This is a genomic window from Streptomyces sp. NPDC056061 (genome assembly GCF_042266885.1).
In the GTDB taxonomy this organism is placed as follows: Bacteria; Actinomycetota; Actinomycetes; order Streptomycetales; family Streptomycetaceae; genus Streptomyces.
Genome location: NZ_JBHJWQ010000003.1, coordinates 241447 through 263974, shown reverse-complemented (window position 1 = coordinate 263974; position 22528 = coordinate 241447). Strand labels below are relative to the sequence as shown.

Below are 22528 nucleotides of genomic sequence, written 5' to 3'. Positions count from 1 at the left end.
AGCTGTAGACATGGATGCGAAACGCACCGTCAAGGTGTCCAAGTACCTATCGAAGCACCTGCGCCATCAGCCGGAGCGGCTCGGGATCACGCTCGATGCGCATGGCTGGGTGCCCATCGACGAGCTACTGCGTGCCACGGCCCGCAACAACGTCCCCCTCACCCGGGCCGAGCTCGACCACGTCGTCGCCACCAACGACAAGCAGCGCTTCGCCGTCGAGGGCAGCCGTATCCGTGCGAGCCAGGGCCACACCGTGCCGGTGGACCTGGACCTCCCGCCGTCCGAGCCGCCCGCGTACCTCTACCACGGCACGGTGGGCCGTGCGCTGGACGCAATACGCGGCGAGGGGCTGCGTCCCATGAACCGCACGCACGTCCACCTCTCGGCCGACCGCGAGACGGCCACCAGGGTCGGGGCACGGCGCGGCCGCCCCGTCGTGCTGTCCGTGGACGCCGCCGCGATGCACCGCGCGGGCCACACCTTCTACGTCAGCGCCAACGGCGTCTGGCTCACCGCCGCCGTACCGCCCCCGTTCCTGCGCTTCCGCAGCTGACCCGGGAGCGGCCGGCAGACGAGCCCGACTGCGCAGGCTCATCGGCGCAAACCCGTCCGCCGATTCCGCGAAGGCGCGTGAGCGGCCGGTGGGAGACAGGGCGTGCACGGAGGAGCGTGCCGACCCGTATCGGCCGCGGTCATGCGGCCGAACCCTGTGGTTCTGCCGATCCACCGCCGACGCGAGAGCCGAGGCCGGATTCGGCACTGCCCGGCGCGCCCGTGGCGCCACGGCAACAACCCCATCGCGGCTTCGGCGTGACTTCCCGAATCTGCCCCGTCGGCATGTCCCTGGCAGCGGGAAGCCCACGTATCGTCGGAATCACGCGTCTGAGCACGGTGATCCTCCCCATCCACCGATGGGGCGAAGGACAGAAGACCTGGCGGCGGGCCGAAGAACTCGGCTTCCACACCGCGTACACGTACGACCACCTCTCCTGGCGGACCTTCCGCGACGGCCCGTGGTTCGGCGCGCTGCCGACACTCACCGCCGCGGCGGCGGCCACCGACCGACTGCGGCTCGGCACCCTCGTCCCCTCGGTCAAGCCTTGCTCACCTATCGCAGCCTGACCTGCGGAATCAGAGTGCAGGCTCAGAAGGATCGGGCGTCGGCGCGGAGATGCGAGTGCGGCACAGTCGGCGGAGGTTGTCCGGGGCTCTCGTGATGACGGTGACGTCGCCATGTTCCGTGTGGCCCGCGGCGGCGGGCATCACATCAATGGCGTACTTGTGACCGTGCAGGAACGGTACGGTCCAACTAACCTGTCGGCGCTCCGTGATGACTACGAGTGCCCGCCGACGAGCTCACTGAGGCGGTCGCCGATGACGGATACGCCCGGACGGGGCTCTCTCGCGTAGTACCAGGGTTTGCGCCGCCGCAGCAACGTCTCACCGTGCTCGCTCCAGGTGAATCCGGGTTTACGCAGCAGCTTCTGGAACACCGTGTTGGCGGTCTCCGGGTGGGCGGCTGCCAGTCGACGGACGGGCAGTGGCGTGATCGACTCCTCGCGCAGGTACGTGCGCAGCAGATCCTGGTGCCGCCTGCGGCCCGTGAGGGCCGGTTCCGCGAAAAGGTCCCGCAGCATTCCGTAGTCGGCGTAGACGTTCAGCCCGTCTACCTCGTCGTAGATGACACCGATGGTGTCCGCCTCCGCGAGCTCTCGCGGCAGCTCGAACAGCGGCAGGTCCGGGCCGGGCGACCGCCTGCGCCGGGCACGGCCGGGCTGTGCGGGGACGGCGGTGTCCTGGCGGTGGCGGTAGTAGGCGTTGAGGAGGTTCTCGGCTTCGGCAGGCGGAAGGACCAGCTCGTCGTTGCCGCAGAACTCGACGAACGCGGCCCGGTCCTCTCGCATCCGCTGCCACCCCTGCTCGATCTTCGCGGGGTTGCGGAAGACCAGTTCGGGACGGCTGGTGGCCAGTTCGAGCGCCGCCTGCGCAATGTCGATGGCACTGGACCTGGGGTAGTACGACATCGCCCCGGACACCAGCCATGCCTCGTCGGCCGAGTGGACAGGCACCAGGTGGGTGTGGAGGAATCCCCCCTTGAGCACTCCACGGAACGCCGCTCGACCGACGTTCGAGTACGTGCGGTACTCCAGGTCGTCGACCAGGTTCAGCAGGACAACGGCATCCCCGTCCTTCCGCTGGACCTCGAAGACACCCTCGACCGGGTCACGCCAGCCGAGCAGCATCCCCCGGTCGGCCGTGGTCAGGTCCTTCCGCCCCGCGAGGAACTGATCCAGCACGGATGAACCGTCAGGTAGCCGGTACCGCAGGATGAAGTGGTCGGTGATCCGGACGGCCTCACCCTCCTCCAGTTGCCGCGCAGGCCCCGCAGCCTCCAGCAGCAAGGGTGTCAACCACTTGTCGAAGCGGGCGCTCTGAGCAAAAGTGACAAGTTCCCCCTTCAGCTCGGCGCTGCGTTCAATGAGGTCGGCGAGCGACGGTCCCCCCGCGCCCTGTACAACATCAGCCACGTTCGTCCCTTTCATGCCAACCGGTCCCATGTGAGATGAGAGGTGTCCGGCCTCAACCGGCCCAGTGGCGGTACGCCTCGATCCACTCCGCGCCATCGGGCGCGGGGATGGGCAACGGCAGGTCCAGGATGCCGATCGACTGCCGAACGCGACCACGAGAGCACAGGGCGACGACCCTGCCCTCGGGCGTGAGGCCGACACCGCGCACCGTCACCTCGACGCCAAGAACCGTGGTGGTGAAGGGCAGATCGAGGTACTGCTCCAGCATGGTGAACAGGCCGTTTCGCTGCTCGTCCTCGCCGTAGGCGTCCACCGTTGCCTCTTCGATCATGGCCTCACGTTCTGCCCTGCCCAGCGTGCCCATGACGCCACGGTAGCGGCCCCCACTGCGATGTCGGTGCGGCCCCGAATCTCCTTTGCCGGTCGGCGCATCAGTGGCGGCAGGAAGTCCGCGTATCGTCGGGATCATGCGTCTGAGCACGGTGATCCTCCCCATCCACCGGTGGGCCGAAGGACAGAAGATCTGGCGGCGGGCCGAGGACCTCGGCTTCCATGCCGCGTACACGTACGACCATCTCTCCTGGCGGAGCTTCCGCGACGGGCCGTGGTTCGGCGCGATCCCGACGCTCACCAGCGCCGCGACATCAACGCAGAGTATGCGATTGGGCACCCTCGTCACCTCCCCCAACTTCCGGCACCCAGTCACCCTGGCCAAGGATCTGATCACGCTGGACGACGTCTCCGACGGGCGCGTCACCCTCGGGATCGGCGCGGGCGGCAGCGGCTTCGACGCCATGACGCTGCGCCGGAGCGACGAGGAACCGTGGACCCCGCGCGAGCGGGCCGACCACTTCGACGAGTTCGTGCCTCTGCTCGACCAACTGTTGCGAGAGCCGTCGGTGACGCACGAGGGCCGGTTCTACGCGGCGCACGAGGCCCGCAACATCCCCGGCTGTGTGCAGCGGCCCCGGCTGCCGTTCGCGGTGGCCGCCACCGGGCCCCGCGGAATGGGGCTCGCGGCCCGGTACGGACAGGCCTGGGTCACCACGGGCGATCCGAAGCTGTTCGAAACGGGCACCCCGGAACAGTCCGTTCAGGCCATCCGCGGACAGCTGACACGACTGGAAGCGGCCTGCGAGGCGGCCGGCCGGGACGTGGCCGAGCTGGACAAGGTCCTGCTCACCGGTTTCACGCCGGACCGCCCGCTGGATTCCTTCGACGCCTTCGTGGACTTCGCGGGCACCCACTTCGCGCTGGGCTTCACGGAGATCGTCCTGCACTGGCCGGTACCCGACTCCGACTTCGCCGCGAACGAGAAGGTCTTCGAACGCATCGCCACCGAGGGCCTGACCGAGCTGAGCCGCTGACCGTCGGCGCCCGCCGCCCGCCGATGTCCGCCTCCACGGTCCGGTCGACTTGCCGCCCGCCGATGTCCGACCCGGCCGATCGCCGAACGGTCCGGTCAGCCGTCGGCCGGGTGGCGACCGCCCGTTCGGGTCGCCGTCGGCCGGGTGGCGGTCGGCCCCTGCGGGCGGCGGACCGCGCAGGCGTGGCACCCACCGCAGAGGTGGGTCCGGCGCCGAGTCCAGCAGTCTTGGCATATTCCTGAGTCACGCCCCCCCGGTCAGGAGCGCGCAGCCTCATATGTGCGCCCCTCCGCACGGTCGTGCGGTCCGGTACGCGAGAATGGGCGGGTGACCTCAGCTACCGACTCGCCTTCGCCTGCCGTTCCCCGGCTGATCGCCACCGACCTCGACGGCACCCTGCTGCGCGACGACAAGACCGTCTCGGAGCGCACCGTTGCCGCGCTCGCCGCCGCCGAGGAGGCCGGTATCGAGGTCTTCTTCGTCACCGGACGCCCGGCCCGCTGGATGGATGTGGTCAGCGATCACGTCCATGGTCACGGGCTGGCGATCTGCGCGAACGGCGCGGCTGTCGCCGACCTGCACGCGGACGGCAAGCTGATCAAGGTACGTCCGCTGGCCCGCGACATCGCCCTCGATGTCGTACGCACCGTGCGGGCCGCCGCTCCCGGCACCTCCTTCGCGATCGAGCTGACCACCGGCATCCACTACGAGCCGGCCTACCCGCCGCTCCGCCGTGATCCGGGCGCCACCGTCGCCGGCGCCGAGAAGCTGCTCCGCGAGGAGTCGCCGGGCTCGGGTGCCCCCGTGCTGAAGCTCCTCGCCCACCACGCCGAACTGGCCCCGGACGACTTCCTCGCCCTCGCCCGCACCGCGGCCGGGGACCTTGCCTGCTTCACCCGGTCCAGCCCCACCGCCCTGCTGGAGATCAGCGGGCCGGGAGTGTCCAAGGCGAGCACGCTGGCGCTCTGCTGTGCCGAGCGCGGCATCTCGCCCGCCGAGGTCGTCGCCTTCGGCGACATGCCCAATGATGTGGAGATGCTCCGCTGGGCGGGCACCTCGTACGCGATGGGCAACGCGCACCCCGCCGCCCTTGCCGCCACGACCGGCCGGACCGCCTCCAACAGCGAAGACGGCGTCGCGCTCGTCATCGAGAGAATCCTCGCCGAGCACCCGTCGGCCGACGCCATCGACGCCACGCGCTGATCCTTTTACGCACACGGGGCGGCCGGCCGGGGCGGCGGGACGTGCGTTGCCCCTCGCGAGTCCCCGAAGCACCACAGGTCCGCACTCAGATCGGTGCCTCCCACACCACCGTCGTGCCGCCCCCGTCCCTCCCGATGCCGGGGCCGAACCAGCTCGCGCCGCCGAGCGACTCCGCCCGGCGGGCCAGGTTCCGCAACCCGCTGCGCCGCCCGCCTTCGGAAATGCCCACACCGTCGTCGGCGACCGACAGCCGCACCGCCTCACGCCCGTCGGGCAGCATGGCGGTCGCATCGACCACCACGTCGATCGTCGACGCCCCGGCGTGCCGGAAGGCATTGGACAACGCCTCCCGCAAGGCCGCGATCAGGTTCTTCCCGGTCAGTTCGCCGACCAACGAGTCGACCGGACCGAGGAAACGGTGCGAGGGCTTGAAACCCAGCGGGACCGCCGCCATGTTGATCTCACGTAGGACACGGGTGCGCAGCCCGGCCGGTGCCTCGGCGGGCTCCTGCTGGAGCGCGAAGATCGCGGTGCGGATCTCCTGGATGGTCACATCAAGTTCGTCGACCGCGCGGCCGACGCCGGTCTGCACCTCGGGCGCGGCCGACCGCCGTTGGGCACTCTCCAGCATCATCCCGGTGGCGAACAGCCGCTGGATGACCAGGTCGTGGAGATCGCGGGCGATCCGGTCGCGGTCCTCGTACACGGCGAGCCGTTCCCGGTCCCGTTGCGCCTCGGCCATCATCAGCGCGAGCGCGGCCTGCGAGGCGAACTGCGTGGCGAGGGTCCGCTCGGTCTCCGTGAACGGCCTCCCGCCGCGGGCCCGGGGAGTGGCGAGTGCCCCCAGAACCCGGCCGCCGCTCTGCAGGGGCAGCAGCATGCTGGGGCCGAACCGGTCGGCCAGTTTGGTGATCATGCGGGGATCGGTGGCCGAGTCGTCCACGAAGACGGCCTCGCCGCCGAGCAGTTGCGCCACCACCGGGCTCTCCGGCCCGATGATCACCCCCAGCGGCGCGGAGGGGGCGCCCGCGGAGACGGCGACGATCTCCAGTCCGCCCTCCGCGGCCGGCAGCATCACGATCCCGGCCGCGGACACCGCGAGATGGCGTGCCTGCTCGGCGACGACGGCGAGCGCGTCATCGGCGTCACCACCGGAGAGCAGGGCGGTGGTCACGGCAACCGAACCGTCGATCCACCGCTCCCGCTGGCGGGCCGCCTCGTACAGACGGGCATTTCCGATGGCGATCCCGGCCTCCGTGGCGAGCACCCGCACCATGTGCAGCTCGTAGTCGTTGAACTCGCTCCCGTCCGCCTTCTCCGCCAGGTAGAGATTCCCGAAGATCTCCCCCTGCACCCGGATCGGGACACCGAGGAAGGAACGCATCGGGGGATGACCGGGCGGGAACCCGGCGAACCTCGGATCGGCCGTCAGGTCGGCGAGCCGCACCGGGGCCGGGTCCCGCAACAGCGCGCCGAGCAGGCCCCGGTGGCCGTCGGGGCGGCGTCCGATCGCCTGCGCCACCTCGTCGGGCACTCCGCGGGTGACGAAGTCGGAGAGCCCCTCGCCCTCCTCGTCGACGACTCCGATGGCCGCGTAACGGGAGTGGGCGAGTTCGGCGGCCGTCTCGCAGATCCGGTCGAGCGTGGAGTGCAGTTCCAGGCCCGTGCCGACGGATCGCATGGCCTCCAGCAGCCGCGGCACGCGAACGGTCAGCTCGGTGGACAGGCCCCGCAGGCTGCGCGTCGCCTCCGTCGCGGCTTCGAGTGGGTCCTTCGGGTCCTGCTCTGCCATACCCAGAGAGTAGTTAGTCCCCATAGGTGAGGAAAGTCGGCTGTTCTCCTGCCCGGCCCGCGCTCGGCCCTCCCCTCATGCCGGCACACCCGCTGCTGCCTCGGGCACCCCCGTACTCTCCCGCTCGCGTTCCAGCATCCGGCGCAGCGGCCCCTCCCCTGACGCGAGATCGGCGTACGGGCCGCGCTGCACCACCCGGCCGGCATCCAGCACCAGCACCTCGTCGACGGCGTCGAGCCCGTGCAACCGGTGGGTGATCAGCACCGTCGCACGCCCGCGGGTGGCATCCAGCAGATCCGCTGTCAGGGCGTCCGCGGTCGCCAGATCGAGGTGTTCCGCCGGCTCGTCCAGGACGAGTACGGGGAAGTCGGCGAGGAGGGCCCGTGCGAGCGCGAGACGTTGGCGCTGACCGCCGGAGAGACGTGCGCCGTGCTCGCCGACGAGGGTGTCGAGTCCGTCCGGCAGCGCCTCGGCCCATTCCAGCAGCCGCGCCCGGTCGAGCGCGGACCTCAGTTCCTCGTCCGTCGCCCCGGTGCGGGCCAGCCGCAGGTTCTCCCGGATCGAGCTGTCGAAGACGTGGGCGTCCTGGGCGCAGAGTCCGACAAGACTGCGGACCGTGTCGCCCTCCAGGGTGCGGGCATCGGTCCCACCGATCCGGTAGGTGCCGGTACGCGCGTCCAGGAACCGGAGCAGGATCTGGGCGAGGGTCGTCTTCCCCGAGCCGGACGGTCCGACGACGGCGATCCGCCGCCCGGCGGTCAGTGTCAGGTCCACGGTGTCCAGGGCATCCCGTTCCGCTCCCGGATACCGGGCCGACAGTCCCCGCACCTCAAGCGGGAAGGGCGTTCCGGGCGCCTTTGCGGGTTCGTCCGGTTCGCACACGGGGAGCGGGGCGTCCAGCACCTCGTACACCCGCTCCGCACTCCGCTTCACCCGCTGCCGGAACTGCACGGCGAGCGGCATGCCTGTCACGGCCTCGAAGGCGGCCAGCGGGGTGAGCACGACCACCGCGAGCTCCACCCCCGCGAGCCGCCCGTCCTGCACGGCGGGGAGGGCGACGAGCGCCGTGGCGACGACGGTGAGACCACCGACCAGCGCGATCAGACCGCCGCCGAGCGCGGTGGCGGTCGCCGCGCGGGCCGCGATGCGGGTCAGGATCCCGTCGGCCTCCCGGGCCCGCGCCGAACGGGCGGGCAGCGCCCCCGCGACGGTCAGTTCGGCGGTCCCGCCGAGAAGGTCGGTGACGCGCATGGCCAGGTCGGCGCGTGCCGGGGCGAGCCGCCGCTCCGTGTGGCGGGAGCTCGCCCCGCCGACCCACGGCACCACCGCTCCGGCCAACAGCAGTCCGACGGCCAGCACGACGCCAGCCGCGGGCAACAGCCACCCGACGAATCCGACGGTGGCCAGGCCCACGACCACTGCGGTCCCGGCGGGCAGCAGCCAGCGCAGCCAGTAGTCCTGAAGCGCGTCGACGTCCGCGACGAGCCGGGAGAGGAGGTCCCCGCGCCGGGTGCGGCGCAGACCGGCCGGAGCGACGCGCTCCAGGCCCCGGTAGACCGCGACGCGCAGCTCTGCCAGCATCCTGAGCACCGCGTCGTGCGACACCAGACGCTCGGCGTAGCGGAAGACGGCACGGCCGAGCCCGAAGGCACGGGTGGCGGTCACGGCGACCATCAGGTAGAGCACCGGAGGCTGCTCGGAGGCACGGGAGATCAGCCATCCGGAGACGGCCATGAGACCGACGGCGGAGCCCAGGGCGAGGCTTCCCAGCAGCAGCGCGAGAGCGAGCTGTCCACGCCGGGCGCCTGCGGCCCTCCTGACCCGGGCGAGTACGTTCCCGGTACGGGCGCCGGCGCCTTCGAGCGGCTGGGGCTCCGCCGTCGTGCCGGGTCCGTCGCCCGCCTCGGCCGTCGGCCGTGGCGCCGCGGTGTTCTGCCCCGGCCTCCCCGGCTCCTCCGGTCGGAGAGCCGCACCCGATCCGGGGACCGCAGCCGATCCGGGAGCCGCGGCCGGTTCGAGGGCCACCACCCGGTCGGCCACCGCGAGCAGTGCAGGCCGGTGCACGACCAGCAGCACGGTCCGACCGGCCGCGAGCCTCCGCACGGCCTCGACGATCCCCGCCTCGGTCTCGCCGTCCAGGCTCGCGGTCGGTTCGTCGAGCAGCAGCAGGGGACGGTCGGCGAGGAAGGCACGGGCGAGCGCCAGCCGTTGACGCTGTCCGGCGGAGAGGCCGGCGCCGTCCTCACCGAGCAGGGTCCGTGCCCCGTCCGGGAGTTCCGCCACGAAGTCGTACGCGCCGGCATCCCGCAGCGCAACCGTCACCGCCGCGTCGTCCGCGTCCGGCCGGGCCAGCCTCACGTTCTCCGCGATCGTGCCCGCGAACAGATGGGGACGCTGCGGAACCCAGGCGATCCGTTCCCGCCAACGTGCGAGGTCCAACGTCGCCAGGTCGACGCCGCCGACCCGTACCCGCCCCTCGTCGGGCGCGGTGAAGCCCAGCACCACATCGAGCAGGGTGGACTTCCCGACGCCGCTCGGGCCGACCAGGGCGACGGTCTCCCCCTCGTCCACCACCAGCGAGGCCCGGTTCAACGAGGGCTCGTCACGTCCCTCGTGCCGTACGGTCACACCTTCCAGCTCCAGGCGCGACGACGCCGGTACGTCCGCCGTGCCGCCCCTGCGGGGCTCGGTCTCCAGGACCGAGAAGATCTCCTCCGCGGCCGAGAGCCCCTCGGCCGCGGCGTGGTACTGCGCCCCGACCTGGCGGATCGGCAGGTACGCCTCGGGCGCCAGGATCAGCACCACCAGCCCGGTGTAGAGGTCGAGCCCACCGTGCACCAGCCGCATGCCGATGGTGACGGCGACCAGGGCCACGGACAGCGTCGCCAGCAGTTCCAGCGCGAAGGACGACAGGAACGCGATCCGCAGGGTCCGCAGCGTGGCCCGCCGGTACTGCGAGGTGATGGCACGAATGGACTCGGCCTGAGCCTTGGCGCGGCCGAAGACCTTCAGCGTCGGCAACCCGGCGACCACGTCGAGGAAATGGCCGGAGAGCCGGGACAGCAGCCGCCACTGGCGGTCCATCCGCGACTGGGTGGCCCAGCCGATCAGGATCATGAAGAGCGGAATGAGCGGCAGCGTCACCACGATGATCGCGGCCGATACCCAGTCCTCGGTGACGATCCGGGCCAGTACCGCCACCGGCACGACCACCGCGAGTCCGAGCTGCGGCAGGTAGCGCGCGAAGTAGTCGTCGAGCGCGTCGACTCCGCGGGTGGCGAGTGTCACCAGGGAGCCGGATCGCTGTCCGCTCAACCAGCCCGGCCCGAGTTCCGTGGCGCGCGCCAGCAGGCGGCCGCGCAGCTCGGACTTGACCGCCGCGCTCGCCCGGTACGCGGCGAGTTCGGTGAGCCAGGAGACGAGAGCCCGGCCGAGTGCGACCCCGGCGAGCAGAAGAAGCGGCGTCCGCAGCCCGGAGGCGGTCAGCCCGTCCTCGAATCCGCCGACCACCACCTCGGCGACGAGCATGGCCTGGGCGATGACCAGCGCGGCCCCGACGACTCCCAGCGCCACCACGGCCGCCAGGAAGAATCGAGTGGCACGAGCGTGGTGGAGCAGACGCGGGTCGATCGGTTTCACGTGAAACAGCCCCCAGTGAGCAGGGTCGGTGGGCCAGTGCGGGGCCTGCCCGGCATTTCGGCGCCGGACAGGCCCCCGGTGCGCTCAGTGCACTTCGGCGATGTGCTGCGTACCGATGCGCTTGCGGAAGACCCAGTAGGTCCAGCCCTGGTAGAGCAAGACGATCGGGGTGGCGATCCCCGCGCACCAGGTCATGATCTTCAGGGTGTACGGGCTGGACGAGGCGTTGGTGACCGTGAGGTTCCACGCGTCGTTCAGCGAGGACGGCATGACGTTCGGGAAGAGCGTCAGGAAGAGCATGGCGACCGCGGCCGCGATGGTCACGCCGGAGAAGGCGAACGACCAGCCCTCGCGCCCCGCCGCGATCGCGCCGATCGCGGCGACCAGCGACGCCACCGCGACGATCAACGCCACCAGGCTCCAGCCGTCACCGTTGTCGATCTGGGTCCAGACGAGGAAGCCGAGGGCGAGCACCGCCGTGACCACCCCGAGCTTGAGCGCCAGTGCGCGCGCCCGGTGCCGTATGTCCCCGACGGTCTTGAGCCCCGCGAAGACTGCCCCGTGGAAGGTGAAGAGGGTGAGCGTGACCAGTCCGCCGAGAATGGCGTACGGGTTGAGCAGGTCCCAGAAGTTGCCCACGTACTCCTTGCCGGCGTCGATCTTCACACCGCGCACGATGTTGCCGAAGGCCACGCCCCAGAGCAGGGCCGGGATCAGCGAGGTCCAGAAGATCGCGTGTTCCCAGTTGGTCTGCCACCTGTCCCCGGGCCGCTTCGACCGGTACTCGAAGGCGACACCCCGCACGATCAGACAGACGAGGATGAGCAGCAGAGGCAGGTAGAAACCGGAGAACAGGGTGGCGTACCACTCGGGGAAGGCCGCGAAGGTCGCACCGCCCGCGGTGAGCAGCCACACCTCGTTGCCGTCCCAGACCGGTCCGATCGTGTTGATCAGGACCCGGCGCTCCTTGCGGTCGCGGGCCAGCAGTTTGGTGAGAACACCGATCCCGAAGTCGAATCCCTCCAGGAAGAAGTAGCCGATCCAGAGGACGGCGATGAGTACGAACCAGACGTCGTGGAGTTCCATCTCTCAGCTCCTCTGCCCTCAGTAGGAGAAGGCCATCGGCCGGTCGGCGTCGTCGTGATCGTCGCCGCCGATCTTGGTGGGCGGGTTGAGGTCGGCCTCGGTGAGCTCCGGCGGTCCGGCCTTGACGTACTTCACGAGCAGCTTGACCTCGATCACCGCGAGGATCGCGTAGAGCAGGGTGAAGCCGATCATCGAGGTGAGCACCTCGCCCTGCGAGACGCCGGGGGAGACGGCGTCCCGGGTCTGGAGCACGCCGTAGACGACCCAGGGCTGGCGGCCCATCTCGGTGAAGATCCAGCCCCAGGAGTTGGCGATCAGCGGGAAGAGCAGGGTCCAGAGCGCCAGGATCCAGTAGCACTTGGCGAACTTGGGGCTGAGTGCCTTGTTCTTGAAGAGGACCAGGTGGGGCACCTCGTCCTCACCGGTCCGCAGTCCCGGCGGCAGCATGAACTTCTTCCGGGTCAGCCAGAGACCGAGGATGCCGAGGGCGAAGGACGCCATTCCGAAGCCGATCATCCACCGGAAGCTCCAGAACGCGACCGGGATGTTGGGCCGGTAGTCGCCGGGGCCGAACTTCTCCTGCTCGGCCTTGTTGATGTCGTTGATGCCGGGGACGTACGAGGTGAAGCTGTCGTCGGCGAGGAAGGACAGTACCCCGGGGATGGAGATCTCCACCGTGTTGTGGCCCTTGGCCACATCGCCGACGGCGAAGACGGAGAAGGGTGCTCCCTTCTCGCCCTCCCAGAGGGCCTCGGCGGCCGCCATCTTCATCGGCTGCTGCTTGAACATGACCTTGCCGAGCTGGTCGCCGCTGACGGCGGTGAGAAGTCCGGAGATCACGATCGTGATCAGTCCGAGCCGCAGCGAGGTCCGCATCACCGGAATGTGCTTCTTGCGCGCCAGGTGGAACGCGGCGATGCCGACCATGAACGCGCCTCCGACGAGGAAGGCGGCAGTGATGGTGTGGAAGAACTGGGCGAGCGCGGTGTTCTGGGTGAGCACGTGCCAGAAGTCGGTCAGCTCGGCCCGGCCCCGCTCCTTGTTGATCCGGTAGCCGACCGGGTGCTGCATCCAGGAGTTGGCCGCCAGGATGAAGTAGGCGGACAGGATGGTCCCGATCGAGACCATCCAGATGCAGGCGAGGTGAATCTTCTTCGGGAGCTTGTCCCAGCCGAAGATCCACAGTCCGATGAAGGTGGACTCGAAGAAGAAGGCGATCAGGGCCTCGAAGGCGAGCGGGGCACCGAAGATGTCACCGACGAACCGCGAGTAGTCGGACCAGTTCATGCCGAACTGGAACTCCTGGACGATGCCGGTGACCACGCCCATGGCGATGTTGATCAGAAAGAGCTTTCCCCAGAACTTCGTGGCCCTGAGGTACTTCTCCTTGTTCGTGCGCACCCAGGCGGTCTGCAGGCCGGCCGTGAGCGCGGCGAGCGAGATCGTCAGAGGAACGAACAGGAAGTGGTAGACGGTGGTGATACCGAACTGCCAACGCGCCAGTGTCTCCGGCGCCAGAGCTAGCTCCACGTCGTCTTCTCCTTACATCGCCGTGATCACATCGGCAGTGTGCCCGTCGAAACCGACTCATCACGGGAAAAAACAGAACACGCTTGTGAACGCGTTCACATTCACAAGTAATTATGACGCACAGACTTTCGGGATCTACCGGCGGGGGTACCCCCTCTCGGGACCTTCCGATCAATCCGCCCGAAGCAGACACCGGCCCGGGCCGGACACTCGAACGCGCCCCCGGCGGGCGGGCCCCGAAGCGCCCCGGCGCGAAGCCGCCCGCCCCGTGTCACCGCACACGAAGGCCCCGCACCTCATCGATCGAGGTACGGGGCCCCGGGGCTCCCCGGTCACACGGGCGCGACCCCCGCTACATCTCCTTGCGGTACGACTCCGCCACCTTCAGGAACAGGTCGTTCGCCTCGTCCTCGCCGATCGTGACCCGCACCCCCTCGCCCACGAACGGCCTGACCACCACACCGGCCCGCTCGCACACCGCGGCGAAGTCGGCGGTGCGCTCCCCGAGCCGCAGCCACACGAAGTTCGCCTGGGACTCCGGCACCGTCCAGCCCTGGTCCGCCAGCGCCCGCTGCACCCGGTCGCGCTCGCACACCAAGGAGCCCACGCGTCCCAGGAGTTCGTCCTCCGCACGCAGCGAGGCGACCGCCGCGTCCTGGGCCAGCTGGCTGACCCCGAAGGGCACCGCCGTCTTGCGCAACGCGGCCGCCACCGGCTCGTGGGCCACGGCGAAACCGACCCGCAGACCGGCAAGACCGTACGCCTTGGAGAACGTGCGCAGCACCGCCACATTGGGACGGTCCCGGTAGATCTCGATGCCGTCCGGCACCTCGGCGTCACGGATGAACTCCCGGTACGCCTCGTCGAGCACCACCAGGACGTCACCCGGCACCCGGTCCAGGAAGCGCTCCAGCTCGGCCCGGCGCACGACGGTACCGGTCGGGTTGTTCGGGTTGCAGACGAAGATCAGCCGGGTCCGGTCCGTGATCGCGTCCGCCATCGCGTCGAGGTCGTGGACCTCGGCGCCGGTCAGCGGCACCTTCACCGAAGTCGCGCCGCTGACCTGGGTGATGATCGGGTACGCCTCGAAGGAGCGCCAGGCGTAGATGACCTCGTCACCCGGGCCCGAGGTGGCCTGGAGCAGCTGCTGCGCCACGCCGACCGAACCGGTCCCGGTGGCGAGGTGGGAGACGGGCACGCCGAAACGATCGGCCAGCTCGCTCATCAGCCCGGTGCAGGCCATGTCCGGGTACCGGTTGAAGGTCGCGGCCGCGGCCAGGGCGGATTCCATCACGCCGGGCAGCGGGGGATACGGGTTCTCGTTGGAGGACAGCTTGAAGGCAACCGGTCCGTCGGCAGCAGCCGGCTTCCCCGGCACATAGGCGGGAACGCCGTCCAGCTCGGCGCGCAACTTGGGACTCGTCTCGCTCACCGCAGATCCTCCTCGACCGTCTGTACACATCAATACTGCTCACCTTATGAGGATTGGGCGCCGCTGCGAATGGGCCGAGCGCCCAATCGTCCGATGCGACCGGGAATCGGGGGGAGCGCTTTTGACCTTGACGCGCGCCGATGGCTCACGCCGTGGCGCGCGTCCCTCGAAGAGGTGAGATGAGACCTCTTCGAGACATCGACCATTTAGTAGGCCCATCGGGTTCGCAACATCACACACCTCAGCCAATCCCGCCAACTCCCTTGCATTGCAAGGCTTCACCTGCCTAGTGATCATGCAAAAACGTGCCTGTCAACGCGCGCATATGCGACCGAGTCAACGTCCCGTGCGGCCCCTACTATCGGCACGCCATGACAGCAGCAGGGAAGCACCAGGTGAGCCGGGCGGAGACCCCTCGGCGCGGCGGCCGACAGGGACGAGCGGGAATCCGGGACGTGGCCGCCGCCGCCGGGGTCTCCATCACGACCGTCTCCGACGCGCTCAACGGCAAGGGCAGGCTCCCGGAGGCCACCCGCCGCCATGTCCGCGAGGTCGCAGAGCGCCTGGGCTACCGCCCGTCCGCCGCGGCCCGAACCCTCCGTACCGGCAAGTCCGGCCTCATCGGCCTGACCGTGACGACCTACGGGGACGAACCTTTCACCTTCACCGAATTCGCGTACTTCGCCGAGATGGCCAGAGCAGCCACCTCCGCCGCGCTCGCCCGCGGCTACGCCCTCGTCATCCTGCCCGCCACCTCACGCCACGACGTCTGGTCGAACGTCGCCCTCGACGGCACCGTCGTGATCGACCCCTCCGACCAGGACCCGGTCGTCACGGAACTCGTGCGACAGGGGCTGCCGGTCGTGTCGGACGGCCGGCCGGCCGGAAGCCTTCCGGTCACCGCGTGGGTCGACAACGACCACGGCGCCGCCGTGCTCGACCTCCTCGACCATCTCGCCGCCGCCGGGGCCCGCCGTATCGGCCTGCTCACCGGCACCACGACGGACACCTACACCCGGCTCTCCACCACGGCGTACCTCCGCTGGTGCGAGCGCGTGGGCCAGGACCCGGTGTACGAGTCCTACCCGGCCCACGACCCATGCGCGGGCGCGGTCGCCGCCGACCGGCTGCTCGCCCGCCCGGACCGGCCCGACGCCGTCTACGGCCTCTTCGACCCGAACGGCACCGACCTCCTGGCGGCGGCCCGCCGGTACGGGCTGCGCGTCCCCGAGGACCTGCTGCTGGTCTGCTGCAGCGAGTCCACCGTGTACGCGACGACCGAGCCCCCCATCACCACTCTGTCGCTCAAGCCGCGCAGAATCGGGACGGCGGTCGTCCAACTCCTGATCGACGCCATCGAAGGCGTGTCCCACGACGGACCGGTCGAGCAGGTCATACCGACGGAACTCATCGTCCGGACGTCCTCACAACGCCGCCCGCCCCGCACCACGGTCAGCGCACCGCGCTCACCCGCCGGGAACTGATCGGGGAAATTCGGACCAAACGGTCGATGAACCTGACATGCTCAGGGATTCACCACCCCTGGTGCGTCACACAGAACGATCCGCATTCCTATGATGGGCGCACGACACCGCGGACCGCCTCGACCAGCAGGGCCCGTCAGGTGTACGGCGGTGCGACGGTGGTGGAGGGGTCGATGACACAGGGGGCCGGTCAGGAACCCGTGGTGCGGACTGCGACGTTGCGCGACTTCCGCGTCCCGCCCTATGCGCAGACGCCGGTACCGCCCGCGTCCCCGCACCCGGGCAGCGCCGTCCCCGCGGACATCATGCCCGAGGGGTACACCCCCACCGAGCGCGACCTCCCGGTGATCAACCGCGGGGACACCGTCCAGGTGCGGGCCGTGCCCGACCCCCAGCCGGTCCCGGAACCGGGTCTCGGGCCGCTGTACGTCGTCGGCGACGTCCACGGCTATCTGGACGAGCTGCTCGCCGCGCTCACCGAGCAGGGCCTCATCGACGCCGACGGCAAGTGGGCCGCGGGAAACACCCGGCTCTGGTTCCTCGGGGACTTCACCGACCGGGGCCCGGACGGCATCGGGGTCATCGACCTCGTGATGCGGCTCTCCGCCGAGGCCGCCGCCGCCGGAGGCTACTGCAAGGCCCTGATGGGCAACCACGAACTGCTGCTCATCGGCGCCAAGCGGTTCTCCGACACCCCGGTGAACTCCGGCGCGGGCACCGCCACCTTCCAGGCCGCGTGGTTGCTCAACGGCGGCCAGAAGAACGACATGGAACGGCTCCAGGACGTCCACCTCCAGTGGATGTCCCGGCTGGACGCGATCGTCGAGGTGGACGGACACCTGCTGGTGCACTCCGACACCACGGCCTACCTCGAATACGGCACCACCATCGAGGATGTCAACGACACGGTGCACGCCATTCTCACGCGCAACGACGCCGACGAGTGCTGGGACCTCTTCCGGAAGCTCACCAAGCGGTTCGCCTTCCGGGACGCCGGGGGGCCGCAGGCCGTCCGGGAGCTGATGTCGACCTACGGCGGACAGCGTGTCGTCCATGGTCACAGCCCCATCCCCTACCTCCTCGGCGAGGTCGGTTCGGAGGACGGAGAGGACGGTTCCGGCCCGGTGGTCGACGGTCCTCACGTATATGCCGACGGGCTCGCGATCGCCATGGACGGCGGAGTGACCATGGCCGGAAAGCTGCTCGTCGTCCAGCTGCCCCTGCATGGCTGACGCTCCACCGGGAAGACGCACCACGACGTGACCATGCCGAGCGCTGGGCCTATTTCCGGAAACACCCTGTCACCCCGTGCCGTAGGCGCTCTACCATCGGCGTACCAGTAGCAGGCTCTCCTCCGTTTCCGCCCATCTGCCCGGTCCACACGGGCGATCGGGCCCGACGGAGCATCGGGGGATGCAGATGAACAGCGCTCCGCACCTGCTGACCGAGGACCGTCCCGAGTACGAGCGGATCCTCGACGACGCACTGCGCCATGCCCATGAGCGACCAGATCTGGCCGCAGTCGGCGAACGGCTCAACGCCGTGCAGCTGCGCACCATGGCGCTCGACGCCACGGCGTCGATCACCGCGACCGCCGCCACCGAGTACGACCACTACGTACGGGTCCGCGAGGAGCTGCGCGGGCCGGCCGGCGGGGAGGGCGAGGAGGCGAGCCCGGGGCCCGGCCCGAACCCGGACCAGTCCGGCGCCGGCATAGGCGCGGTCATCACCGTCCTCGCCCCCGTCCTCGCCGGCACGGCGGCATTCATCTTTCTGCTGGTCGGCTACCTGTTGAAGCTGCTCAGCCCGCCACCGGCCTTCGCCTCGACCATGGTCACCGCGGGCTGGTTCTTCGCGGCGGTCATGGCCGCGGCCATCCTGGTCGCCGCCGTCGGACTGCTCGTCACCGCGCTGCGGAACGGTTCCGCGTCGGACCCCGCCTCACGCGACGAGGTGGAACTGCCGGAGGACGTGGCCCGTGCCCGGGAGGCATGGCGGCACGCCCTGCTCGAACGCGGCATCCTGCCGTTCCTGCGCGACGCGCTCGACGACCCCGAGGCCGGCCGCGCCGCCCGGACGCCGCAGCCCTCGCCGAACCGCATCCCGAAGGTCGGCTACAGCCGACCAGACTTCTCCGGCCCCGACGAGGGCGCGGCCGCCGGGCCTCGCCCGACCTTCACCAGCCCGGACTTCACCGGCCCGGAATTCGGCGGCCCCGAGCACGAAGTGGAATGACCCTCTCCGCTTTTGTCACCGTCCCGCGGCCCCGGAACCGCACCGAGCGGAGCCGGGTTCCGTGCCCGAGCCCGGTCACAGCTCCCAGGCCCGCGGCCGCCCCAGCTCTTCCCACTCGGGCCTGAGCAGCGCGAGCACCGCGACATCGTGGCGGCGTCCCCGGTGCAGGCATGCCGAACGCCGTACGCCCTCCTGGACGAACCCCGACTTGGCGAGGACGGCGAGCGCGGCGGCGTTGTCGGTGTGGGTGACGGCCTGAAGGCGGTGCAGGGGAAGCTCGCCGAACGCCAGGTCCGTCAACGCGTCCAGCGCGTCCGTACCGTACCCCCGGCCGCGGTGCCGCGCGGACAACACCAATTCGACGTCGGCGGTACCGTCGGCGAGGTCCTGTTCGGTCAGGGCAGCATGACCGACGGGGGTGCCGTCGGCACGCACGACGAGGAAGTTGTCGACGTCCTGGTTCTCCTGGTCGCGCTCGATGCGCTCGCGCAGCGCGGCGAGCGATCGCGGCCAGTACCCCGTCGCATGAGCGGCCACCGGTTCGCATCGCCACTCCTGCCACAGCTCGGCGTCATCGGTCTCGACGGGGACGAAGGCGATGTCCCGTCCTCGCCAACACGGCCGCCGTTCCGCTTCGTTCATCAATGCCCACATATCGCTCACGCGCGAAACCTACAGACACACGTTCGCCCCGATCACCCGATTTTCGTTCCGGGCATTGCGCCCCAAGCCCCAAGCTCCGGGCCCCAAGCTCCGGGAGCTCCGGGCTCCGGGCTCCGGGCTCCGGGCTCCGGGCTCCGGGCTCCGACGGTACGCTCCCGCATCGCGCCGAACACGTCGCGAACCGTCACACGGCAGTGCCGCGGCGGCAGGCCGACGGGCGGCGAAGCCCCGTGTCGTACCGGGACCCCGCCTCCCGTCACCACGCTCCGGAGCGGTCAGTCCGCGATCGGCAGATAGACCCGGTTGCCCGCGGCGGCGAACTCCCTCGACTTCTCCGCCATGCCCGCCTCGATCTCCGCTTGCGAACCCCCGTGCTCGCGCCGGATGTCCTGGGAGATCTTCATCGAACAGAACTTCGGTCCGCACATCGAACAGAAATGTGCCGTCTTCGCCGGCTCGGCCGGCAGCGTCTCGTCGTGGAACTCCCGCGCGGTGACCGGGTCGAGCGCCAGATTGAACTGGTCCTCCCAACGGAACTCGAAGCGGGCGTCGGAGAGCGCGTCGTCCCAGTCCTGGGCGCCCGGATGCCCCTTCGCCAGGTCCGCCGCGTGAGCCGCGATCTTGTACGTGATCACACCGGTCTTCACGTCGTCCCGGTTGGGCAGGCCGAGGTGCTCCTTGGGCGTGACGTAGCAGAGCATCGCCGTACCCCACCAGGCGATCATCGCCGCGCCGATGCCCGAGGTGATGTGGTCGTACGCCGGCGCGACATCGGTGGTCAGCGGACCCAGCGTGTAGAACGGCGCCTCCTCGCAGATCTCCTGCTGGAGGTCGATGTTCTCCTTGATCTTATGCATCGGGACGTGGCCCGGGCCCTCGATCATGGTCTGGACACCGAACCGCTTGGCGACCGTGTTCAGCTCACCGAGCGTGCGCAGCTCGGCGAACTGCGCCTCGTCGTTGGCATCGGCGATCGAACCGGGGCGCAGGCCGTCGCCGAGCGAGTACGTCACGTCGTACGCGGCGAGGAGTTCGCAGAGCTCCTCGAAGTGCTCGTAGAGGAACGACTCCTTGTGATGCGCCAGGCACCAGGCCGCCATGATCGAGCCGCCGCGGGAGACGATGCCGGTCTTGCGGCGCGCGGTCAGCGGCACGTACGACAGGCGTACGCCGGCGTGGACCGTCATGTAGTCCACCCCCTGCTCGGCCTGCTCGATGACCGTGTCCTTGTAGATCTCCCAGGTCAGCTCCTCGGCCTTGCCGTCGACCTTTTCAAGGGCCTGGTAGAGGGGAACGGTGCCGATCGGCACAGGGGAGTTGCGCAGAACCCACTCACGGGTGGTGTGAATGTTGCGGCCGGTGGAAAGGTCCATGACCGTGTCGGCGCCCCAACGCGTCGCCCACGTCATCTTCTCCACCTCCTCCTCGATGGAGGACGTCACCGCGGAGTTGCCGATGTTGGCATTGACCTTCACAAGGAACCGCTTGCCGATGATCATCGGTTCGATCTCGGGGTGGTTGACGTTGGCCGGAAGCACGGCACGCCCCGCGGCGATCTCCTCGCGCACCACTTCGGGGTCGACGTTCTCCCGGATCGCCACGTATTCCATCTCCGGGGTGATCTCGCCCCGTCGGGCGTACGCGAGCTGGGTCACCGGCTGCCCGTCCCGGCTGCGGCGCGGGAGCCGAGGACGGCCGGGGAAGACCGCGTCGAGATTGCGCAGCCCTCCGCGCGGCGAGGTGTGCTTGAGCCCGTCGTCCTCGGGGCGGGCGGGGCGACCCGGGTACTCCTCCGTGTCGCCGCGCGCGATGATCCAGTTTTCCCGCAGCGGCGCGAGCCCGCGACGGACGTCGGTCTCGACGGTGGGATCGGTGTACGGCCCCGACGTGTCGTACAGCGTCACATCCTTGCCGTTGGTGAGGTGCACCTGACGAACCGGCACGTGGAGGTCCGGGCGTGATCCCCGGACATAACCCTTGTGCCAGCCGATGGACTTCCCGGCCTCGTCGCTCTGGTTCGAGGCAGGCGTGCGTGCGTCCGATGTGGTCATGAGACCTACTCCCTACGCCGGCATTACCCGGTAACAGGTTCGGCGGTCGGCGCAGCCCGTCCCGTACCGACGTACGGACAATCAGCGCCCTCTCAGCCCGGTGCTCCGAGCTCCCGCGTGTGCAAAGGTCCCACCACGCTAACGTCCCGTCCGGCGGGATGAACAGAGGGCCCTCCCCTTCTTGCGATGATCGGCCGGTGACGTCCCTCTCCCTCGATCCCGAACCGCCGGGCCATCAGCACGACCATGCACACACCCATGGCCCCGCCGCGCCTGTCTCCAAACATCTCCGAAAGGTCATCGCCGCCGTACTGGTCCCGTTCGCCACCGCGGTCCTCGTGGGCCTGGTGGCGCTCTGGCCGGGCGGCGCCCCGTCGCACGAGCGAACCGGTGTCGGTTTCGACCGGCAGACCCAACAGGGCAAGGTGGTGAAAATCGACAAGGTCGACTGCACGGACGTGGCAGCGGGGCAGCAACCGGCCGACGGCAGCGCCCCTCCGCCCACGAGCAGCAACGGAAGATGCGCGAGGGCCACCGTCGAAGTCGCTTCCGGCCCCGACAAGGGCAGGACCTTCATCGAAATCGTCCAGCCCGACGCACCGCTTCAGCTGCGCGACGGGCAGGGAGTGGTGGTGGCCCATGCCCCGGACGCGCCCCGCGAGCTCCAGTATTCGGTGACCGACGTGAACCGGAAGTTCCCGATGACGCTGCTGGCCGGGGTCTTCGCACTCGTCGTGGTCGCGGTGGGCCGAATGCGCGGCGTGATGGCGCTGATCGCGCTCGCCGTGTCGTTCGCCGTACTCACCCTGTTCATCCTTCCCGCCATACTCCAGGGCTCGAATCCGCTGCTCGTCGCGGTGGTCGGCGCCAGCGCGATCATGCTGATCGCGCTCTACATGTGCCACGGCCCGAGCGCCCGCACCTCGGTCGCGGTGCTCGGCACGCTGATCTCGCTGCTGCTCATCGGGCTGCTCGGATCACTCTTCATCGGCTGGGCGAGCCTCACCGGCAACACCGACGACAGCACGGGCCTGATCCACGGCCTGTACCCGGACATCGACATGAGCGGTCTGCTGCTGGCCGGCGTCATCATCGGCTCACTCGGGGTGCTCGACGACGTGACGGTCACCCAGACATCGGCGGTCTGGGAACTTCACCGGGCGAACCCGACATTGGGGGTGCGAGGGCTCTACCGGGCGGCGATCAGGATCGGGCGCGACCACATCGCCTCGGTCGTCAACACGCTGGTGCTCGCCTACGCGGGCGCTGCGCTGCCGCTGCTCCTGCTGTTCTCGATCGCCCGGAGCGATATGGGGACGGTGGCCAACAGCGAGCTGGTGGCGGAGGAGATCGTGAGAACGCTCGTCGGCTCGATCGGTCTGGTCGCCTCGGTGCCGGTGACGACGGCACTCGCCGCATTGGTCGTCTCCGCGGACCGCACAGGGCTCGGCGCGGAAGCCGGAGCTCCAGCACCCGTACGGACCGGGAAGGGCCGCCGCCGCAGGACGAAACCGTGAA

At 69.8% G+C, this 22528-nt stretch carries 16 protein-coding genes, 1 pseudogene and 1 riboswitch; of the genes and pseudogenes, 8 read left to right on the top strand and 9 right to left on the bottom strand.

All coding sequences use genetic code 11. From position 1 onward, the window contains the following. The first annotated feature begins 10 nt into the window (after positions 1–10). Both ACFC79_RS07220 and ACFC79_RS07215 read left to right on the top strand, forming a co-directional pair. Positions 11–553: an RNA 2'-phosphotransferase gene (locus ACFC79_RS07220; RefSeq protein ID WP_376236336.1), complete on the top strand. Its 543-nt coding sequence runs from the start codon at positions 11–13 to the stop codon at positions 551–553. A gap of 284 nt (positions 554–837) precedes the next feature. Beyond that, positions 838–1092: pseudogene (locus ACFC79_RS07215) on the top strand (LLM class flavin-dependent oxidoreductase); the annotation flags it as partial. 242 nt (positions 1093–1334) lie between these two features. Here the strand turns inward: ACFC79_RS07215 and ACFC79_RS07210 are convergent. Both ACFC79_RS07210 and ACFC79_RS07205 read right to left on the bottom strand, forming a co-directional pair. Next, on the bottom strand, positions 1335–2528 hold the full coding sequence (locus tag ACFC79_RS07210; RefSeq protein ID WP_376236334.1) for a hypothetical protein: 1194 nt from the start codon (positions 2526–2528) through the stop codon (positions 1335–1337). A gap of 52 nt (positions 2529–2580) precedes the next feature. Beyond that, on the bottom strand, positions 2581–2892 hold the full coding sequence (locus ACFC79_RS07205) for a hypothetical protein (protein ID WP_376236332.1): 312 nt from the start codon (positions 2890–2892) through the stop codon (positions 2581–2583). 103 nt (positions 2893–2995) lie between these two features. On the opposite strand from ACFC79_RS07205, the gene ACFC79_RS07200 reads away from it, so the two are divergent. Continuing rightward, positions 2996–3895, top strand: coding sequence for an LLM class flavin-dependent oxidoreductase (locus tag ACFC79_RS07200; protein WP_376236329.1), 900 nt, complete (start codon positions 2996–2998; stop codon positions 3893–3895). A 327-nt stretch (positions 3896–4222) separates the two neighbouring features. Beyond that, entirely contained in the window at positions 4223–5098 is an 876-nt protein-coding gene (locus ACFC79_RS07195) for an HAD family hydrolase (RefSeq protein ID WP_376236327.1), read from the top strand. Between the two features lie 85 nt (positions 5099–5183). On the opposite strand, the gene ACFC79_RS07190 is transcribed toward ACFC79_RS07195, so the two are convergent. From ACFC79_RS07190 to hisC, 5 genes are all read right to left on the bottom strand, one after another. Beyond that, complete coding sequence (locus ACFC79_RS07190) at positions 5184–6890, bottom strand: GAF domain-containing sensor histidine kinase (protein WP_376236324.1); 1707 nt, start codon at positions 6888–6890, stop codon at positions 5184–5186. Positions 6891–6965: 75 nt separating this feature from the next. Continuing rightward, positions 6966–10529 carry a thiol reductant ABC exporter subunit CydD gene (gene cydD, locus ACFC79_RS07185; RefSeq protein WP_376236321.1) on the bottom strand — a complete coding sequence of 1188 codons (3564 nt, stop codon included), beginning with the start codon at positions 10527–10529 and terminating at the stop codon, positions 6966–6968. An 84-nt stretch (positions 10530–10613) separates the two neighbouring features. Beyond that, on the bottom strand, positions 10614–11615 hold the full coding sequence (gene cydB, locus ACFC79_RS07180) for a cytochrome d ubiquinol oxidase subunit II (protein ID WP_376236318.1): 1002 nt from the start codon (positions 11613–11615) through the stop codon (positions 10614–10616). 18 nt (positions 11616–11633) lie between these two features. Then, complete coding sequence (locus ACFC79_RS07175; RefSeq protein WP_376236316.1) at positions 11634–13145, bottom strand: cytochrome ubiquinol oxidase subunit I; 1512 nt, start codon at positions 13143–13145, stop codon at positions 11634–11636. Between the two features lie 352 nt (positions 13146–13497). Beyond that, on the bottom strand, positions 13498–14577 hold the full coding sequence (hisC, locus tag ACFC79_RS07170) for a histidinol-phosphate transaminase (protein WP_376236313.1): 1080 nt from the start codon (positions 14575–14577) through the stop codon (positions 13498–13500). Positions 14578–14948: 371 nt separating this feature from the next. Between hisC and ACFC79_RS07165 the strand changes: the two genes are divergently transcribed. The 3 genes from ACFC79_RS07165 to ACFC79_RS07155 all read left to right on the top strand — a co-directional run bounded on the left by ACFC79_RS07165 (position 14949) and on the right by ACFC79_RS07155 (position 18296). After that, positions 14949–16061, top strand: coding sequence for a LacI family DNA-binding transcriptional regulator (locus ACFC79_RS07165; RefSeq protein ID WP_376236311.1), 1113 nt, complete (start codon positions 14949–14951; stop codon positions 16059–16061). Positions 16062–16234: 173 nt separating this feature from the next. Beyond that, positions 16235–17293 (top strand): metallophosphoesterase, encoded by a 1059-nt coding sequence (locus ACFC79_RS07160; protein WP_376236308.1) that lies wholly within the window; start codon positions 16235–16237, stop codon positions 17291–17293. Between the two features lie 181 nt (positions 17294–17474). Beyond that, on the top strand, positions 17475–18296 hold the full coding sequence (locus tag ACFC79_RS07155) for a hypothetical protein (RefSeq protein WP_376236305.1): 822 nt from the start codon (positions 17475–17477) through the stop codon (positions 18294–18296). 75 nt (positions 18297–18371) lie between these two features. On the opposite strand, the gene ACFC79_RS07150 is transcribed toward ACFC79_RS07155, so the two are convergent. Beyond that, positions 18372–18950, bottom strand: coding sequence for a GNAT family N-acetyltransferase (locus tag ACFC79_RS07150; RefSeq protein WP_376236686.1), 579 nt, complete (start codon positions 18948–18950; stop codon positions 18372–18374). A gap of 284 nt (positions 18951–19234) precedes the next feature. Beyond that, positions 19235–21010: a phosphomethylpyrimidine synthase ThiC gene (thiC, locus tag ACFC79_RS07145; protein ID WP_376236302.1), complete on the bottom strand. Its 1776-nt coding sequence runs from the start codon at positions 21008–21010 to the stop codon at positions 19235–19237. Beyond that, positions 21003–21137: riboswitch (TPP riboswitch) on the bottom strand. It overlaps the preceding gene by 8 nt. A gap of 31 nt (positions 21138–21168) precedes the next feature. On the opposite strand from thiC, the gene ACFC79_RS07140 reads away from it, so the two are divergent. Then, positions 21169–22527, top strand: coding sequence for a YibE/F family protein (locus tag ACFC79_RS07140; RefSeq protein WP_376236300.1), 1359 nt, complete (start codon positions 21169–21171; stop codon positions 22525–22527). Position 22528 lies beyond the last annotated feature (1 nt).